Source organism: Methyloversatilis sp. (assembly GCF_030698125.1).
In the GTDB taxonomy this organism is placed as follows: Bacteria; Pseudomonadota; Gammaproteobacteria; order Burkholderiales; family Rhodocyclaceae; genus Methyloversatilis.
Window position 1 is genome coordinate 28,372 of the sequence record NZ_JAUYNV010000038.1, and the last position, 17,616, is coordinate 45,987.

Annotated in this window: 18 protein-coding genes; 10 read left to right on the plus strand and 8 right to left on the minus strand. The window is 66.2% G+C overall.

What is annotated here, in order from left to right; all coding sequences use genetic code 11:
* Positions 1-2: 2 nt before the first annotated feature.
* The 7 genes from bioB (at position 3) to Q8Q80_RS14370 (ending at position 9,265) form a co-directional block, all read left to right on the plus strand.
* The gene (gene bioB, locus Q8Q80_RS14340) at positions 3-983 is read left to right on the plus strand and encodes a biotin synthase BioB (protein ID WP_305633562.1); all 981 of its coding nucleotides are present in this window, start codon (positions 3-5) and stop codon (positions 981-983) included.
* Positions 984-1,045: 62 nt separating this feature from the next.
* Positions 1,046-1,903, plus strand: coding sequence for a methyltransferase domain-containing protein (locus Q8Q80_RS14345; RefSeq protein ID WP_305633563.1), 858 nt, complete (start codon positions 1,046-1,048; stop codon positions 1,901-1,903).
* Complete coding sequence (locus Q8Q80_RS14350) at positions 1,900-2,073, plus strand: hypothetical protein (protein ID WP_305633564.1); 174 nt, start codon at positions 1,900-1,902, stop codon at positions 2,071-2,073. The genes Q8Q80_RS14345 and Q8Q80_RS14350 overlap by 4 nt, the downstream gene beginning before the upstream one ends.
* Before the next feature lie 2 nt (positions 2,074-2,075).
* Positions 2,076-3,275: a nitrate/nitrite transporter gene (locus Q8Q80_RS14355; RefSeq protein ID WP_305633565.1), complete on the plus strand. Its 1,200-nt coding sequence runs from the start codon at positions 2,076-2,078 to the stop codon at positions 3,273-3,275.
* A 126-nt stretch (positions 3,276-3,401) separates the two neighbouring features.
* Complete coding sequence (locus Q8Q80_RS14360; protein WP_305633566.1) at positions 3,402-5,348, plus strand: 5'-nucleotidase C-terminal domain-containing protein; 1,947 nt, start codon at positions 3,402-3,404, stop codon at positions 5,346-5,348.
* A gap of 73 nt (positions 5,349-5,421) precedes the next feature.
* Positions 5,422-8,511 (plus strand): ExeM/NucH family extracellular endonuclease, encoded by a 3,090-nt coding sequence (locus tag Q8Q80_RS14365; RefSeq protein WP_305633567.1) that lies wholly within the window; start codon positions 5,422-5,424, stop codon positions 8,509-8,511.
* 25 nt (positions 8,512-8,536) lie between these two features.
* Complete coding sequence (locus Q8Q80_RS14370) at positions 8,537-9,265, plus strand: PEP-CTERM sorting domain-containing protein (RefSeq protein ID WP_305633568.1); 729 nt, start codon at positions 8,537-8,539, stop codon at positions 9,263-9,265.
* A 9-nt stretch (positions 9,266-9,274) separates the two neighbouring features.
* Here the strand turns inward: Q8Q80_RS14370 and Q8Q80_RS14375 are convergent, their stop codons facing one another.
* Together Q8Q80_RS14375 and msrP are read right to left on the minus strand one after the other, a co-directional pair.
* Positions 9,275-9,877: a sulfite oxidase heme-binding subunit YedZ gene (locus Q8Q80_RS14375; protein WP_305633596.1), complete on the minus strand. Its 603-nt coding sequence runs from the start codon at positions 9,875-9,877 to the stop codon at positions 9,275-9,277.
* 70 nt (positions 9,878-9,947) lie between these two features.
* Positions 9,948-10,901, minus strand: coding sequence for a protein-methionine-sulfoxide reductase catalytic subunit MsrP (gene msrP / locus Q8Q80_RS14380; RefSeq protein WP_305633569.1), 954 nt, complete (start codon positions 10,899-10,901; stop codon positions 9,948-9,950).
* 83 nt (positions 10,902-10,984) lie between these two features.
* On the opposite strand from msrP, the gene Q8Q80_RS14385 reads away from it, so the two are divergent.
* Positions 10,985-11,797: a ferritin-like domain-containing protein gene (locus tag Q8Q80_RS14385; protein WP_305633570.1), complete on the plus strand. Its 813-nt coding sequence runs from the start codon at positions 10,985-10,987 to the stop codon at positions 11,795-11,797.
* Here Q8Q80_RS14385 and Q8Q80_RS14390 read toward each other — a convergent pair.
* Positions 11,776-12,426 carry a c-type cytochrome gene (locus Q8Q80_RS14390; RefSeq protein WP_305633571.1) on the minus strand — a complete coding sequence of 217 codons (651 nt, stop codon included), beginning with the start codon at positions 12,424-12,426 and terminating at the stop codon, positions 11,776-11,778. The two genes, Q8Q80_RS14385 and Q8Q80_RS14390, sit on opposite strands and share 22 nt — an antisense overlap.
* A gap of 122 nt (positions 12,427-12,548) precedes the next feature.
* Between Q8Q80_RS14390 and yihA the strand changes: the two genes are divergently transcribed.
* Together yihA and hemB are read left to right on the plus strand one after the other, a co-directional pair.
* Entirely contained in the window at positions 12,549-13,178 is a 630-nt protein-coding gene (yihA, locus tag Q8Q80_RS14395) for a ribosome biogenesis GTP-binding protein YihA/YsxC (protein WP_305633572.1), read from the plus strand.
* 287 nt (positions 13,179-13,465) lie between these two features.
* Complete coding sequence (gene hemB / locus Q8Q80_RS14400; RefSeq protein ID WP_305633573.1) at positions 13,466-14,476, plus strand: porphobilinogen synthase; 1,011 nt, start codon at positions 13,466-13,468, stop codon at positions 14,474-14,476.
* Here hemB and Q8Q80_RS14405 read toward each other — a convergent pair.
* The 5 genes from Q8Q80_RS14405 to Q8Q80_RS14425 form a co-directional block, all read right to left on the minus strand.
* Positions 14,463-15,056 (minus strand): HAD-IA family hydrolase, encoded by a 594-nt coding sequence (locus Q8Q80_RS14405; RefSeq protein ID WP_305633597.1) that lies wholly within the window; start codon positions 15,054-15,056, stop codon positions 14,463-14,465. The genes hemB and Q8Q80_RS14405 overlap by 14 nt on opposite strands.
* A 150-nt stretch (positions 15,057-15,206) precedes the next feature.
* Entirely contained in the window at positions 15,207-16,109 is a 903-nt protein-coding gene (gene argB / locus Q8Q80_RS14410) for an acetylglutamate kinase (protein WP_069038525.1), read from the minus strand.
* Positions 16,110-16,217: 108 nt separating this feature from the next.
* On the minus strand, positions 16,218-16,640 hold the full coding sequence (locus tag Q8Q80_RS14415; RefSeq protein WP_305633574.1) for an Hsp20/alpha crystallin family protein: 423 nt from the start codon (positions 16,638-16,640) through the stop codon (positions 16,218-16,220).
* 71 nt (positions 16,641-16,711) lie between these two features.
* Positions 16,712-17,164 (minus strand): dihydroneopterin triphosphate diphosphatase, encoded by a 453-nt coding sequence (gene nudB / locus Q8Q80_RS14420; protein ID WP_305633575.1) that lies wholly within the window; start codon positions 17,162-17,164, stop codon positions 16,712-16,714.
* Entirely contained in the window at positions 17,161-17,616 is a 456-nt protein-coding gene (locus Q8Q80_RS14425; protein WP_305633576.1) for a barstar family protein, read from the minus strand. Before Q8Q80_RS14425 ends, nudB begins: the two co-directional genes overlap by 4 nt.

Below are 17,616 nucleotides of genomic sequence, written 5' to 3' on the forward strand. Positions count from 1 at the left end.
TCATGCATACCCAAGTCATCCATCTTCCGCCGTCCTCCCGCTCCCAAGTGCCCCAGCGCTGGACCACCGAACAGGTCGAGGCGCTGTTTGCGCTGCCGTTCGCCGATCTGATGTTCCGCGCGCAGCAGGTGCACCGCGAGCATTTTGATCCCAATGCCATACAACGATCCACCCTGCTGTCGATCAAGACCGGTGGCTGCCCGGAAGACTGCGGCTATTGCCCGCAGTCGATGCGCCACGATACCGGCGTCACCAGCCAGGACCTGCTGCCGGTCGAAGAGGTGCTGGCCGCCGCGCGCGCGGCGCGCGATGCCGGTGCGACGCGCTTCTGCATGGGCGCCGCCTGGCGCGGCCCGAAGGACCGCGATGTCGAGGCGGTGGCCGAAATGATTTCGGCGGTGAAGGGGCTGGGTCTGGAAACCTGCGCCACGCTGGGCATGCTGCGCGAGGGCCAGGCCGAAACGCTGAAGAAGGCGGGGCTGGATTACTACAACCACAACATCGATACCGCCCCGGAGTTCTACGGCGACGTCATCGGTACGCGCACGCAGGAAGACCGCTTCGACACGCTGGAAGCGGTGCGCGAAGCCGGCATGAATGTGTGCTGCGGCGGCATCGTCGGCATGGGCGAATCGCGCCGCGGCCGCGCCGGCCTGATCGCCACGCTGGCCAGCATGGACACGCCGCCGGAATCGGTGCCGATCAACAACCTGGTGAAAGTCGAAGGCACGCCGCTGGCCGATACGCCGGATCTCGATCCGTTCGAATTCGTGCGCACCATCGCCTGCGCCCGCATCACGATGCCGAACAGCCACGTGCGTCTGTCGGCCGGGCGCGAAGCGATGAACGACCAGATGCAGGCGCTGTGCTTTCTTGCCGGCGCCAATTCCATCTTCTATGGCGACAAGCTGCTGACCACCGGCAATCCGCAGGCCGACAACGACCGCCGGCTGCTGGAGCGGCTGGGCATCCAGTCGGTCTGAGCGCGGAGCGCACGACCATCGCCGCTGCGGTTCCGCCCGACCTCGCACTCGATGCGCGCGCGGTGGCGCGCGGCTTCGAGCGTGCCGCCGCGCGTTTCGACGACGCGGCGGTGCTGCATCGAGAAGTGGCGCGGCGCATGGCCGAGCGGCTTGACATGGTCATGCTGAAGCCGGCCCGCCTGCTCGATCTGGGTTGCGGCACCGGCGCCGATCTGCAGCCGCTGCGCGCACGCTACCCCGACATGCAGATGATCGGCGTCGACCGTTCGGCCGCCATGCTCGCGCGGGCAGCCGCCCGCACGCCGCGCTGGCGGCGCTGGCTGCCCGGGGTGCTGGGCGGCAGCCAGACCGCGCTGGTGCGTGCCGATATCGCGCGGCTGCCGATTGCGCCGCGCAGCATCGACATGGTGTGGTCCAACATGGCGCTGCACTGGCAGGCGGACCTGCCGGCGACACTGCGCGAAGTGCAGCGCTGCGTGCGCGTCGGCGGGCTGTTCATGTTTTCCATGCTCGGCCCGGACACGCTGCGCGAACTGCGTGGCGCGCTGGCCGAAGCCGGACTGCCGTTGCGCGCACATCGCTTCATCGACATGCACGATGTCGGCGACATGCTGGTCGAATCGGGCTTCGCTGAACCGGTGATGGACATGGAGCACATCACGCTGACCTTCGACACGCCGGCCGCGCTGTACCGCGATCTGGCCGATACCGGTGGTCACTGCGCGCTGGCCGCGCGGCCGCGCGGACTGCTGACGCCGCGCGCCCGTGTGCGGCTCGATGATGCGCTGCTGCGGCTGCGCGACGATGGCCGCCTGCCGGCGACGATGGAAATCATCTACGGCCACGCCTGGCGCGGCGAGCCGCGCCAGACCGAGGACGGCCGCGCCATCATCCAGTTCGAACGCGGCCGCCGGCGATGAAGCGCAGGGACGCCGTGCGGGTCAGCGCCAAGGGACGCAGCCTGAAGCCACGCAACCCCCTGGCCACGGCGGCGCTGCTGAAGAAGGGCGGCGAGCACGCCCGGCAGGACAAGAAGGCCAGTCGCGCCCGGCTCAAATCCGCTCTGCTGAAATCGACGGACGGCGACTGACCATGTTGCCGCCGGCCCGGCTCACGCTGCTGATGTGTGCCGCCGAGGCCCTGGGCATGACGGGATTCGCCGCCTATCCGTCCTTCCTGCCGCTGCTGGCCGGGGTGTGGCAGCTCAGCGGTGCCGAAGCCGGCCTGATCGGCGGTGCCTTCTTCTTCGGCTACATGGTGGCCGTGCCCTTTCTGTCCGGCGTCACCGACCGCGTCGATGCGCGCATCGTTTATGTGGCGTCCTGCGTGTTGATGGCAGGCGGAACGCTGGGCTTCGCGCTGTTCGCCCGGGGCATGTGGACCGGCGCCTTCTTTCAGGCGCTGTGCGGCGCCGGACTTGCCGGCTGCTACATGCCCGGCCTGCGCGTGCTGACCGATCGCGTGTCGACGGCCCGAAGCAATCGACCGATCGCGTTCTACACCGCGAGCTTCGGCATCGGTACCAGCCTGTCGCTGCTGCTGGCCGGCGCCCTCGGCAATCTGATGGACTGGCGGATCGCGATCGCGCTGATGGCTGCCGGCCCACTCCTGGCGGCCGTCATCGTTTTCATGGGCACCGCGCCGCATGCGCCGCCCGGTGCTGCCGATGCGCACTGGCTGCCGCGTTTCGGACCGGTGCTGGCGCACCCGCGGGTGCGCCAGCTGGTGACCGGCTACGCGGTGCATTGCTGGGAGCTGTTCGGCCTGCGGTCGTGGATGGTGGCCTTCATCGCTTTCGCTTACGGACTGTCGTCGGCGCAGGCCGCGCTGTCGCCGACCGAAGCGGCGGCGCTGATCAATCTGCTCGGACTCCCGGCCAGCATACTGGGGAATGAAATGGCCGGACGTGTCGGACGACGGCGCTGGATCGTCGCCATGATGATCGCCTCCGGCCTGCTGTGCTGGCTGGCCGGTGCTTCGGCGGCGCTGCCCTGGTGGCTCATGCTGTGCGTGCTGGCGCTGTACAACACGGCCGTCATGGCCGATTCGGCCTCGCTGACCGCCGGCCTCGTGCATGCTGCGCCAGCGGCACAGCGCGGTGCGGCGATGGCGCTGTATTCGCTTGGCGGCTTCGGCGCCGGTTTCATCGCACCGCTGGTGTTCGGCGGCGTGCTGGACATGACCGGGGGCATCACATCCCCTGTGGCATGGACCTTCGCCTGCGGCACGCTGGGCGTCGGTTGCCTGCTGTGGGCGCTGTCGGCGCTGCGTCGTCCGGCCCGCGCGGCATAGTCCGTTCAGATCATGCAGCAGGGTTTTCACGGCCACAGTCCGGTCATCTTCGCGCCCTAACCTCCGGATCACACAGACGGGTGCCGCTGCGCGCCCGCCGTCTGACAACGATTCCGGAGATGTCCCATGAAAGCCACCCTCGTCGTGCGCAGGCACACGCTTGCCATCCTGATTTCGTCGCTGTTCGCCGGCCCGGCGCTGGCCGAAGGTCTCACGCTGCTGCATATCGGTGACCAGGAGTCCTGGCTGTTGTCGGCACAGGGCAACCTGCGCGACAACGCGTCGCAGGCGGTGTCCTTCTACGGCGGCGTCGATCGCCTCGCCAGCGTCATGTCCGCCGCAGAATCGGCGGCCGCACTGGCCGGCAACACGGTGTTCAAGCTCAACGCCGGCGATGCCTTCCTGCCCGGCCCGCGCCTGAACGCCAGCTTCGTCAATCTGGGCTCGGCTTACATCGACGGCGGACAGGATTTCTACGACGCCATCGCGATGCGCCACATCGGCTTCGATGCCGCGGTGTTCGGCAATCATGAATTCGACCTCGGCCCGGACGTCGCGGCGCGCTTCGCCCAGGTTTCCGGCACGACATATCTGTCGTCCAACCTCAACTTCAGTGCCACGCCCGCCTTCGCGTCGCTGGCTGCGACCGGCACGGTCGCGCCCTACACGCTGCTGAGCACGAATGGCGGCAACAAGGTGGCGGTGGTCGGTGTCACCACGCCGCTGCTGTCGAGCATCAGTTCGCCCGGCTCGGTGAATCTGACCGGGGGCTGGAACGCGGGCAGCACCGAAGCGCAGAACCTGCAGGCGCTGGTGCCCTTCGTGCAGCAGCAGATCGACGCCGCGCGCGCACAGGGTGCCGGCAGCGTCATCGTGATCAGCCATCTGCAGAATGCCGCCAACGAGCGCGACGTGCTGATCCCCGGCCTGCGCGGCGTCGACGTCGTACTGTCCGGCGGAGGCCACGAACTGATGGCTGACGCAGACGATGCGCTGATACCGGGCGATGTGCGTGCCATCACCGGCCTGCCGCAGACGGTCACGGATGCCGACGGCAAAGGGGTCGCCATGGTCACCTCGAGCTTTGGCAACCGTTACGTCGGAGAACTGAACCTGACGCTGGACGACACGACCGGTGCCGTAACGGCGATCAACGGCGCCAACCTGTACCGCGTATCGGGCGCATTGGCCGACACCGACACGGTGGCGGGCGACAGCTTCCTGAAGACCGCGGTGGTCGATCCGGTCCAGAGCTACATCAATGTGCTGAATGCGACCGTGATCGGTCAGTCGGAGGTCTTCCTGAACGGCAACCGCGGCGCCGCCGGTACGCCCGGCAGCTTCCAGGCAGGTGTGCGCAATGCGGAAACCAATCTGGGCAATCTGGTTGCCGACGCCATGCGTCATGCCGGCGGTACCGACATCGCCATCCAGAACGGCGGCGGCATCCGCGTCTCGATCAATGCCGGCGACGTCAGCGTGGGCGACACCTTCAACGTGCTGCCCTTCACCAACCTGGTCGATGTCGCACCCAGCGTGAATGCCGAACAGCTGAAGACCATCATGGAACATTCGGTTGCCAACGCATCGGCCAGCGGCAATGCCGACGGCCGCTTCGCCCAGGTGTCCGGCATGCGGGTCGTGTATGACACGACGCGCGCCTCGGGCGACCGCATCGTCAGCATCGTGCTTGATGACGGTACCGTACTGGTGCAGGACGGCGAAGTGGTGGATGGCGCGCGCAGCTTCTCGCTCACTACGATCGACTTCACCGCCAACGGTGGTGACGGCTACCCGTTCGCCGCTGCCGGCATCGAATTCGAGAATGCCGTCAGTTCCATCACCTACCAGCAGGCGCTGCAGGAATACATCACCGACGCGACCTCGGAAGGTGGCCTGGGCGGCGTCATCAGTGCCAGCCGCTACGGCGTCGCCGATCCGCTCGACCCGGCCGGTCGCCTGGTCGACCTGGCGATCTCGCCGGTGCCGGAAGCCGATACCTGGGCCATGTTGCTGGCCGGTCTGGGCCTGCTCGGCGTGTTTGCCCGCCGCCGCAACGCCGTCGCTGTCTGATTCAGCCTCGCGGCCCGTCCGGTATCGCCGGCGGGCCGCTTCGATTACCCTGCCTGTCTCGCTGGAAATTCAAATGTCATCAAACGACCGCATCGTTTCGCCCCGACTTTCCCTGACACTGGCCATCGTCGGTCTGTTCGCCTCGGCCGCGCAGGCCGACAACACACCGCAAACCCTGCCGTTCGCGCAGGACTGGACGAACATCGGCCTGATCACGGCCAATGACAACTGGAGCGGCGTACCCGGCATCACCGGCTATCGCGGCGATGAGCTGACCAGCGCGACCGGCGTCGATCCGCAGACCCTCACGGCGGATGGCACCACGTCGCCGGTCGACGTGAATGCCAACCAGACCAATCCGAACACCTTCAGCACCGGTGGCGTCACCGAGTTCCACCTGACCGATCCGGTCGTCGCACTGACCGGCTCCGGCACCGCCGATGCGCCCTTCATCCTGCTGTCGCTGAACACCACCGGTCACAGCGGCATCGTCGTGCGCTATGACCTGCGCGATCTCGACGGCTCGGCCGACAACGCGCAGCAGCAGGTTGCGCTGCAGTACCGCGTCGGCGCCAGCGGCAGCTTCATCAATGTGCCGGAGGCCTACGTGGCCGACGCGACCGAAGGCCCGTCGCTGGCTGGCAAGGTGACGCCGGTGCAGGTGACGCTGCCGGCCGACGCCGACAACCAGCCGCTGCTGCAGCTGCGCGTGATCACGACCAACGCGCCGGGCAACGACGAGTGGGTCGGTATCGACAACATATCGGTGCAGGGCGGCGGCAGCGGTGCCGTGAATCAACCCATCGTGACCACCTGCCCGGCGCTTGCGCTGCAGGCCGGCGAAGCCGGCAGCGTGACGGTGGCGGCCAGCGACGCCGACAGCGTGGTCGAAGCCTACTCGCTCACCGGCACGCTGCCGGTTGGTGTGACGGTCGACGGCTTCACTCCGGCGACGACCGACGGCGGCAGCGCGTCTGCGCAGGTCAGCGTCGCGGCAGGCACCGCGACCGGCCAGTACAGCATCGGTCTGCGCTTCACGAACAACGAGGCACAGGAAGGAACGTGCAGTGTCGATATCACGGTCGCTGCGCCGGCCGCCATCGTGCCCATCCCGGCGATCCAGGGCAGCGGTGACGCCAGCCCGCTGAACGGTCAGGTCGTCACCACCGAAGGCGTGGTCAGCGCCGTATTCCCCGGCCTGAACGGCTACACCCTGCAGGACGACGCCGGCGATGGCGACGTGAGCACGTCGGATGGTATTTTCGTGTTCGCCCCGGGCAACACGGTCGTAGTCGGCCAGCGGCTGCGTCTGACCGCAAATGTCACCGAGTTCAATACGGTGACCCAGCTCACGTCGCCGAGCGCCGTGCAGGTGCTGGGCAGCGGTGTGTCGATCACGCCGACCGACATCGTGCTGCCGGAAGCATTCGAAGGCGAGCTGGAGCGCTATGAAGGCATGCTGGTGCGCATCACTTCGCCGCTCACGGCGTCGCAGAACTACTTCCAGGGCCGCTACGGTCAGGTGACGCTGTCGGCCGAAGGCCGCATGGAAATCCCGACCAACCGCCACCCGGCGGGCACTGCCGAAGCACTGGCGCTGCGCGACGAGAATGCACGTCGTCGTATCGTGCTCGACGACGGCTCGACCGCACAGAACCCGAACCCGATCCCCTTCATCGGCGCCGACAACACGCTGCGTGCCGGCGACACGGTGACCGGCCTGACCGGCGTGATCGACCATGGCCTGATCACCGCGTCGAGCACCGGGCCGCGCGACTACAAGCTGCACCCGGTGGTGATGCCGGAGTTCAGCCGCGACAATCCGCGCACCGCAGTGCCGGCGGCTGTCGGCGGCAATGTGCGGGTGGCCAGCTTCAATGTGCTGAACTACTTCAGCACGATCGATCAGGCCGGTGCGTCGTGCTTCCCCACCGGCACGCGCAGCGATTGCCGTGGCGCCGACAGCGCACTCGAATTCACCCGTCAGCGCGACAAGATCGTCGCCGCGCTGCTGGCGATGGATGCCGACGTCGTGGGTTTGATCGAAATCGAGAACAACGGTCAGGGCGCGGTGAACAATCTGGTGGCCGCGCTGAACGCAGCCTACGGCGTCAATGTGTATGCCGCGGTCGGTCTGCCGGTCGGCGGTACCGGCACCGACGCCATCCGCCAGGCCATGATCTACAAGGCGGCCAAGGTCGCACCGGTCGGCAGCGCGATCAGCGACACGGCGACGGTCCACAGCCGCCCGCCGCTGGCGCAGACCTTCGCCGCGGCCAACGGCGAGCGCTTCACCGTCGTCGTCAATCATTTCAAGTCGAAGGGCTGCGGCGACGCCGCCGGGGCCGAAGCCGATCAGGGTGACGGTCAGGGTTGCTGGAATCCGCTGCGCGTGCAGCAGGCGGCAGCGCTGCAGACCTTCATCCAGCAATTGCCCGGTCAAGGTGGCGCCGCCGACGTGCTGGTCATCGGCGACCTGAACGCGTATGCGAAGGAAGATCCCATCCTTGCGCTGACCTCGGCCGGCCTGACCGATCTGGCCGCCGGCATCGAGCTCAACTACACCTACACCTTCGATGGTGAAAGTGGCGCGCTCGACCATGCGCTGGCCAGCACCGCGCTGGCCGGCAAGGTAAGTGGCATCACGCAGTGGCACATCAATACCGACGAGCCGTTCGTGATCGACTACAACACCGAGTTCAAGCCGCAGGACCTGTACGCGCCGACCGCCTTCCGCTCGTCGGACCATGATCCTGTCATCATCGGCCTGAACCTGCTGCGCACGATCAACGGCGGCGCCGGTCGCGACACGCTGACCGGCACACCGGGCGATGACGTCATCACCGGCGGCGAAGGCGCAGACCTGCTGACCGGTGGTGGCGGTGCGGACACCTTCGTCTATCAAAGTGTGCGCGACGCGCTCGACACCATCACCGACTTCGATCCGCAGCAGGACAGGCTGGATGTGCGCCAGCTGCTGGCCGGCGTCACGACCGGCAGCGACCCGCTGACCAGCGGCCACATCAGCTTCCGTCAGAGCGGTGCGAACACGATGGTGCTGTTCGACGCCGACGGGTCTGCCGGTCGCGCCGCAGCCCGTCCGCTGGTGACCCTGCGCAATGTGCTGCCGGCCCAACTGGGCAGCGCGACATTCCTCTACTGAACACTGACTTTCCGGAGCCATGACCATGATGATCAAACCCATTGCCGCAGCAGCGCTGATCGCCTCGCTGTTCGCCACCGCTGCGCACGCCGACGTGAGCTTCAGCGAAGACTTCAACAGCGGTTACGTCGCCAACTGGCAGACCGCCGGCGACGTGTCCGCCCAGGACAATTCGGGCGATACCTACATCGCCCTGACAACGGCATCGCTGACGTTCGAGGATGACTTCCCGCTACCGGCCGGCTCGTTCAATCTGAGCGGTGTGGCAGCGGTCGAAACCGGCCTCGCGCTCGAAACGGCGATCGGCGCGCAGCCCGGCGCCTTTGATCGCGGCGACGACTTCGCCTATGAAGGCTCTGCCATCTGGCGCACCGTGAACGTGAATGTCGGCGACATCCTGCGTTTCGACTGGCTGCTGGCCACCAACGAAGTCGGCGCCGAAGCGCGGCCGGACTTTGCCTTCCTGTCGGTCGACGGCGACATCACGCGCATCGCTTCGGTCGCCGACGCCACGTCGGCACCGATCCTCGATTTTCTGGCCGACACCGGCATCCGCAGCTTCGAGTACGTATTCACGCGCGGCGGTGCGGTGCGGCTGGCGTTCGGTGTCGTCGATGTGGGCGACTTCGGTGTCACGACCGCACTGGCGATCGACAACGTGAGCATCACCGCGGTGCCGGAACCGGAAAGCTGGGCGCTGATGCTGGCGGGTCTGATCGGTGTGGCGGGCGCCGCCCGTCGCGCGCGTCGCTGAGCGACGTCCTCATGTCGTCTGCGCCGCCAGGTGCGCGCGCAGACGGCGGGCGTGCCACAGGCGCACGGCGAACAGCGTGGCGAGGATGCAGGCGTAAAGGATGGGTTCGGTCAGGTCCTTCTTCACCAGCCACCAGTAGTGCGCCACGCCGAGGATGCCGACGACGTACACGAGCTTGTGCAGCCGTTGCCAGGCCCGGCCGCCGAGCCGGCGCACCATGCCGTTGGTCGAGGTCACGGCGAGCGGCAGCAGCAGCAGGAAGGCGCCGAACCCGATCGTGATGAAGGGCCGCTTGATGATGTCCTTCACGATGCCGCCGATGTCGAAGAACTGGTCCAGCCACAGATAGGTGAGCAGGTGCAGGCTGGCGTAGAAGAACGCGTACAGCCCGAGCATGCGGCGCAGGCGTACCAGCCAGTGCCAGCCGGTGATCTGGCGCAGCGGCGTCACGGCCAGCGTCACCAGCAGCAGGCGCAGCGTCCAGTCACCGGTGGCGCGCGTGATGTATTCGATCGGGTTGGCGCCCAGCCGGTCGGCATACGCGCCGAATGCCAGCCATATCAGCGGCACCAGACAGGCGAGCCAGACGGTACGCCACAGCCAGCGGAACACGGTGGGCCCCGGTGTCCACGCGCGCGCGTTGCGGCCCAGGGGCGCTGCGGTCGAGGCACGTGCCTGCACCTCAGTAATACTTCCTCAGGTCCATGCCCGTGTAGAGCGACGCAACCTGATCGCCGTATCCATTGAACATGAGCGTCTTGCGCTTCGAAAATTCGCCGATGCGCCGTTCGCGCCCCTGACTCCAGCGCGGGTGGTCGACGTCCGGATTCACATTCGAATAGAAGCCGTACTCGCGACCGGCGGCGCGCGACCAGGCGCTCAGCGGCTCCTTGTTGGTGAAGCGGATCTTCACGATCGACTTCGCGCTCTTGAAACCGTACTTCCATGGCACGATCAGCCGCATCGGGGCGCCGTTCTGGTTCGGCAGCACTTCGCCATACAGCCCCACGGCCATGATGGTGAGCGGATGCATGGCTTCGTCGAGCCGCAGGCCTTCGACATATGGCCATTCGAGCACTGCGCTGCGCACGCCGGGCATTGTTTTCGGATCGGCCAGCGTGGTGAATTCGACGTACTTCGCGCTGCCCAGCGGCTCGACCTGCCTGAGCAGCACTGACAGCGGAACGCCGACCCAGGGCACGACCATCGACCACGCTTCGACGCAGCGCAGCCGGTAGATGCGTTCCTCCAGCGGCGCCAGCGTCAGCACCTCCTCGATGCCCAGCGTCCTGGGCTTCTGCACCAGACCCTCGATGCTCACCGTCCACGGCCGGGTGGACATGCGGTGCGCGTTCTTCGAGGGATCGCCCTTGTCGGTGCCGAATTCATAGAAATTGCAGTAGCGGGTGATGTCCTCGTAGTCGTTCAGCTTCTCGTCGGTCGAGAAGGGGCTTTTCGCCAGCGGCCCGAGCTTTTCGCCACGCTTGCCCTGTGCGCCGGCGATCCCCTGCAGGCCACCGAGCAGCGCCGCACCGGCACCCAGTCCGGCCGCGCGGATGAAATCCCGGCGGGTATCGAACAGTGCGCGCGGCGTGATGTCGGACGGCACGATGTCGGCCGGGCGTTTGATCAGCATGGTGAAGTTCCTCGTGTACGCTGCAGGGTGTCAGACAAGTGCTGACCGGCCGCATCGACGCGACCTTACTTCTATGACGGCAGATGAACCGAAAGATTTTTCCCGAACTGCTGGCGCTGTTGATGTGCGAAGTGCCCGAGATCAAATGCGCTGCGGTGGCCGCCCTGTGGGCTGACTGGCAGGACGGCACCGGGTTTGATCGCACCGCGCCTCCCCCGCACGGCATCAACGAACCCGGGCGCCCGGCGCGGCCCGAACTGGTCGAGCCTTCGGCGCTGCGCCCCCGCGGCGTCGGTACGCGCGAAGGCCATGCGGCGATGATCCATGCGATCTGTCACATCGAATTCACCGCCATCAATCTTGCACTCGACGCCGCCTGGCGCTTCCGCGACCTGCCGGACGCCTACCTTGGCGACTGGTTACGCGTGGCGGCCGACGAAGCACGCCACTTCGGGTTGCTGCGCGCCCACCTGCAGACACTGGGCCATGATTACGGAGACTTTCCGGCGCACGCCGGCCTGTGGGACATGGCGCGGCGCACCGCCGATGACGCGCTGACCCGAATGGCGCTGGTACCGCGCGTGCTCGAAGCGCGCGGGCTGGATGCCACACCGCCCATCATGGACAAGCTGCGCAACATTGGCGACGCGCCGGCGCTGGCCATTCTCGACCTCATCCTGAGTGACGAAATCACCCATGTTGCGATCGGCGATCGCTGGTTCCGTCATGTGTGCGCGCAGCGCGGACTGGCGCCCGAAGCCACCTTCCTCCAGCTGTTCAACGCCTTCAATGCGCCGCGTCTGCAGCCGCCGGTCAACGAAAAAGCCCGCCTGGCGGCGGGCTTTTCGGCCAGCGAGATCGCTGGTCTGAGCGCTCAGCGAAGGCCGGCGACGTAGTCGGACACCGCCTTGATTTCAGCGTCGGTCATCTTGACCGCAACCATGCGCATCATCTTGGCCGGGTCATTCGCGCGTTCGGCAACGCGGAAATACTTCAGCTGCGTTTCGGTGTAATCGGCGTGCTGGCCCGCAATTCTGGGGTACTGGGCGGGCATGCCGGCACCGGTCGGGCCGTGACAGCCGGCACAGGCGGGCAGGCCCTTTTCGAGGTCGCCGCCGCGCCACAGGCGCTGGCCCAGTTCGATGCTTTCGCGGTTGCCCTTGGCCTTTTCCGGCGTCTGGGTCTGACTCGCGTAGTAAGCCGAAACATTGCGCATGTCGGCTTCCGACAGGCCGGAGGCCAGTGCGCCCATGATGGCGTTGGGGCGCTCGGGCGGCTGGCCGTCCTTGCTGCGGAAATTCATCAATTGCTTGTACAGATACTCCGGATGCTGGCCGGCCAGTTTGGGGTTGACCGCGATGACACTGTTGCCGTCTGCACCATGACAGGCCGCACACACCTGCGTCGCGACAGTCTTGCCGGCCGCAATGTCCGCTTTCGGGGCGGCTTTTTCTTCAGACGCCAGCGCGCTGGCGGAAACCAGGGTCAGAGACAGGGCAAAACCGAAACACTTGAGCATGCGCATGACTATCCTTGAACGATGAATCCGGTCGATGGCCGGATGGATCTGTGGTCGATTGAATAGGGTGATACGGTAAACTCCTCATTTTACCGTGTTTTCCTGGGCGCGCGTGGCGCGTAATCGATTTGTCCTCTCTGTTCCGCGGTGCTGCATTCCATCTTTCGGTCGCCAAGCCGTCCGGCCTGCCGGCGCCTGCCGGCCCGGAAATCGCCTTTGCCGGGCGTTCCAATGCCGGTAAATCGAGTGCCATCAACACCCTGGTCGGCCACACGCGTCTGGCTTTCGTCAGCAAGACGCCAGGGCGTACCCAGTTGATCAACTACTTCACGCTGGTGCGCGGCGGCTTTCTGGTCGACCTGCCCGGCTACGGCTATGCCCAGGTGCCGATCGAAGTCCGCAAGGCCTGGGCGGGACTGATCGAGCGATACCTGAAGGAGCGCGAAAGCCTGGCCGGCCTTGTGCTCATCATGGATGCGCGCCACCCGCTCACGCCTCTGGACTGGAACATGATCGAGTGGTTTTCGGTCAGCGGGAAACCGATGCACGTTCTGCTGACCAAGGCCGACAAGCTGACGCGCAGCGCGCAGGCGGCGACGCTGGCTGACGTACGCCGTCAGTTGTCGGGCATGGGCGAGCAGGTCAGCGTGCAACTGTTCTCCAGCCTGAAGAAGACCGGTGTCGAAGAAGCCGAGGCGGCCGTTTCGCCCTGGCTGGCCGCGCATCTGCCCGAACAGGCATCGTCGACACCGGTCTGAGACCTGCTGCAGCGAAGCGGCCCACGGCGCACAGAACGCCGGAGCCGGAAAGAAAAAAGCCCACGGCCAAAGGGGATGGAAGCCGTGGGCTCGAAACGCCTCTTGAAGAAGCACCCGCTCAGGGAGGTGAAGCGGGTGACGGCTCGCACCGTCGCCTGCTCTGACCGGGTCGCGTCGGCGCGAGTTCCGGAATTGTTGCGTCGCCGCAGCGCTCCGTGGCCGGTGCCGGCACGCGGAGCCGGGGGCGCACGTACTATCATCGCGGCTTTGCGAACCGGGCCACCGCGATGTCCTTTCCTCCCGCCAGCCATTTCCCGTCCACCCGCCTGCGCCGCATGCGCCGCGATGATTTCTCGCGCCGGCTCATGCGCGAAAACACGCTCACCACCAACGATCTGATCTATCCGGTATTCGTGCTCGATGGCCCGACGCGCAGCGAGGCCGTGGCTTCGATGCCCGGCGTGAGCCGGGTCAGCGTCGATGTGCTGATGGGGGTGGCCGAACAGGCGGTGTCGCTCGGCGTGCCCGCGCTGGCGCTGTTTCCGGTGATCGACGCCCCGCTGAAGACCGACGATGCGGCCGAAGCGTGGAATCCGGACGGGCTGGTGCCGCGCACGGTACAGGCGATCAAGGCGCGCTTTCCGGAACTCGGCGTGATCACCGACGTTGCGCTCGATCCCTACACCAGCCACGGTCAGGACGGCCTGATCGACGCGACCGGCTATGTGATGAACGACGAAACGCTGGAGGCGCTGGCCAGACAGGCGCTGTGCCATGCGCGTGCCGGCGCCGACGTCGTCGCGCCATCGGACATGATGGACGGGCGCATCGGCCGCATCCGCTTCGAACTCGACGCGCACCGCATGATCCACACGCGCATCCTCGCCTATTCGGCCAAGTACGCATCGGCCTTCTATGGCCCGTTCCGCGATGCGGTGGGTTCTGCCGGCAATCTCGGCAAGAGCAACAAGTACACGTATCAGATGGACCCGGCGAACAGCGATGAGGCGATCCGCGAAGTGTCGCTCGACATCGCCGAAGGCGCGGACATGGTCATGGTGAAGCCCGGCATGCCATATCTGGACATCGTGCGCCGGGTGAAATCGGAACTGGGTGTGCCGACCTATGCCTATCAGGTCAGCGGCGAGTACGCGATGTTGAAGGCCGCGGTCGCCAACGGCTGGCTGGACGAGCGCGCCACCGCGATGGAAGCGCTGCTCGCCTTCAAGCGCGCTGGCGCCGACGGGATCCTGACCTATTACGCGCTGGACGCGGCGCGCTGGCTCAGGGACGCCTGACGCTGAGCAGTCGTGTGGCGTGCGGCAGCTTCAGCACCGAAGTCAGCCGCAGGTCGACGTAATTGTGGTGGCCCGCGCTGCGGTTGATCCACACGGTGCGCATGCCGAGCTGTTTCGCGGTGCGCAGATTGGCCGCAGTGTCCTCCACCATGATGCAGTCCGCCGCCGTCACGCGCTGGTCGCGCAACAGGTGCAGGAAGCCGGCGAGCCGCGGCTTCGGCACGTAGCGCGAATGTTCGATGGCATGTACCGCGTCGAACAGGTGGCGCATGCCCATCACCGCCAGTACCGCTTCGGCGTAATGCGCCGGTCCGTTCGTGAATACGATCTTTCGGCCCGGCAGTCGGGTCAGCATGTGGCGCAGCGCGCGGTCGAACACCACGCCGGGTCGCAGTGCCTCGACGTCGTGCGTGCCGCGCAGGAAGTGCGCCGGTCGCGTGCCATGGTGGCGCATCAGGCCGAGCAGCGTGGCACCGTAGCGGTGCCAGTAATGCATGCGCAGCCGATCCGCTTCCGCCTGTTCGAGCTTGAGTTCCGTCATCAGCCAGGCGGTCATCGCCCGGTTCAGATGCGGAAAAATGTGCGGATTGGCGTCGTGCAGTGTGTTGTCCAGATCGAAGATCCAGACCGGACGTCTGCCGGCGTCCGGGCGTCGCGCGTGAATCGGGTCAGGGCTGATGTCTTACCCCCTCCGGGGGACGGGCCGGGCGGCGCCGGGCCCAGGGGGACGTCATTTGCTCTTGATCAGCGTGCCGACGCCGTCATTGGTCAGCACTTCGAGCAGCAGCGCATTGGGCACGCGTCCATCGATGATGTGCACGCTCTTGACGCCGCTGCGCGCCGCGTCGAGCGCAGAACCGATCTTGGGCAGCATGCCGCCGGACAGCGTGCCGTCGGCGATCATGGCATCGACGTCACGCGGCGTGATGCCGGTCAGCAGATTGCCTTCCTTGTCCAGCACGCCCGGCGTATTGGTCAGCAGCACCAGTTTTTCCGCCTTCAGGATTTCCGCCAGCTTGCCGGCCACCACGTCGGCGTTGATGTTGTAGCTTTCGCCGTCCGGGCCGACGCCGATCGGCGCGATCACCGGGATGAAGTCGCCGCTGTCGAGGAAATTGATGATGGTCGGGTCGATCGACACGATGTCGCCGACCAGTCCGATATCGAGCATTTCGTCCGGCTTGTCCTTGTTCGGCATCATCAGCTTGGTGGCGCGGATGAAGGACGCATCCTGCCCGGTCAGTCCGACCGCCTTGCCGCCGGCCTGGTTGATCAGGTTCACGATGTCCTTGTTCACGTGGCCGCCGAGCACCATTTCGACGATGTCCATCGTTTCATCGTCGGTCACGCGCATGCCCTGCACGAAGGTGCCCTGCTTGCCGACCCGCTTCAGCAGGTCGTCGATCTGCGGTCCGCCGCCATGCACCACCACCGGATTCATGCCGACCAGCTTGAGCAGCGTCACGTCGCGCGCGAAACCGAGCTTCAGCGCAGGGTCCGTCATCGCGTTGCCGCCGTACTTGATGACGATGGTGCGGTCCTGGAAGCGCCGGATATAGGGCAGCGCCTCCGAGAGCACGGCAGCCTTGGCGTGGGGTGACAGTCCGGAAGTCAGGTCGGAAGAGTGGGGCATTTCGGGTGTCCGGCAGCTGGAGATGATGGTGCCGGATTCTAGCCGTGCACTGCACAAACAAAAAGCGGACACCCGGGGTGTCCGCTTCTCGCATGTCGCAGATGTGACTTACTGGATGGTCAGCTTGCGCGACGCAGCAACCACCTTTTTCGGCAGCGTCAGTTCCAGTACGCCGTCGCTGAAGCGGGCCTGGGCGTGCGCTTCATCGATGTCCTGACCAAGCTGGAAGCTGCGCGACACCTTGCCGTAGTGGCGTTCCGAGCGCAGCACGCGCTCGCCCTCCCTGTTCTCGACCGTGCGCTTCTTTTCCGCGCTGATCGACACCACCGCGCCTTCGATGTTGACGTGGATGTCGTCCTTCGCCACGCCCGGCAGATCGGCGTGCACGGTGTAAGCGTCCTTGTCTTCCTTCACATCGACCTTCAGCGCCGGGACGTCCGGGTTGCCGGCCATGTCGACTGGCTGCAGCACGAGGCCGCGGAAGTCCTTGAACAGGTTTTCGAACGGGTCCCAACGGGTGACTTGATTCATCGCTCATCCTTTCGTGTCTGACGCGGGAACTGTCCCGCATGCCCTGAAATTAGGGGTGGCGAAAAACCATTTCAAGGCCTGCCGGCGTTCAGTCGCTTGCGCTGGGTCAACATCCGTATCGCATCGCGATTGGTCCATGAAAACACCGTGTCAAGCGCCTCGCGCCAGGGCAGCCAGCGCCAGTCGCGGTGCTCGTCGGGTGCCAGCGTGATCGGGGTGTCGCGCGGCACGCACAGGCTGAACAGGTGTTCGGTATTGTGAGTGACGCCGGGCGGGTAGCGCTGGCGCCACATCGGGAAGATTTCGAAGCGGCTGCTGTGATGCCAGCGCTCGAACAGCGCGGCCGGGGCAACGATGCCGGTTTCTTCAGCCACTTCACGTTGCGCCGCCCCGACCAGCGATTCGCCGGCTTCGACGCTGCCAGTGACCGATTGCCAGAACCCCGGGTGCTTCGCCCGTTCGATCAGCAGGATGTCACCACAGGCACTGTGGATCAGCACCAGGACGGACTGCGGTCGCTTCATGCGCTGGCCATGAAAGGACGCGCCAGCGTATTCGGCTGGTCGATCAGCACCCAGAAAGGCGTGCCGCGCGCCCGCCATTCGGCGGCAGCCTCGTCGAGTACGGCGACGATGGCGTTGAAGTCGTCCTTGCAGTGTTCGACCGGCTTCGCGCAGCCGCTCAGGTGCACCAGATATCCGCCGGCCGGCACCCATGACAGGTCGCCGAGGCAGTCGCCCAGCGCGTCGAGGTTGTGGCCGAAGGTGGCTGGAAAGCCGAAGGTGTCGGCGAAGGCCTGGAACAGTGCAGCGCGGTCGCGCGCGTCCTTGAGATCGAGGCCGATCAGCAGCAGCCCGGCCTGATCGGCCATGCGTGCTGCGCGGGCGGCCGCGGTGGGCTGCGCGAAAAACACGCCGCTGCGCGATGCATCGCGCAGTCGCGCCTCCATCGACGTCGGTTGGGGCAGGGAAGACAT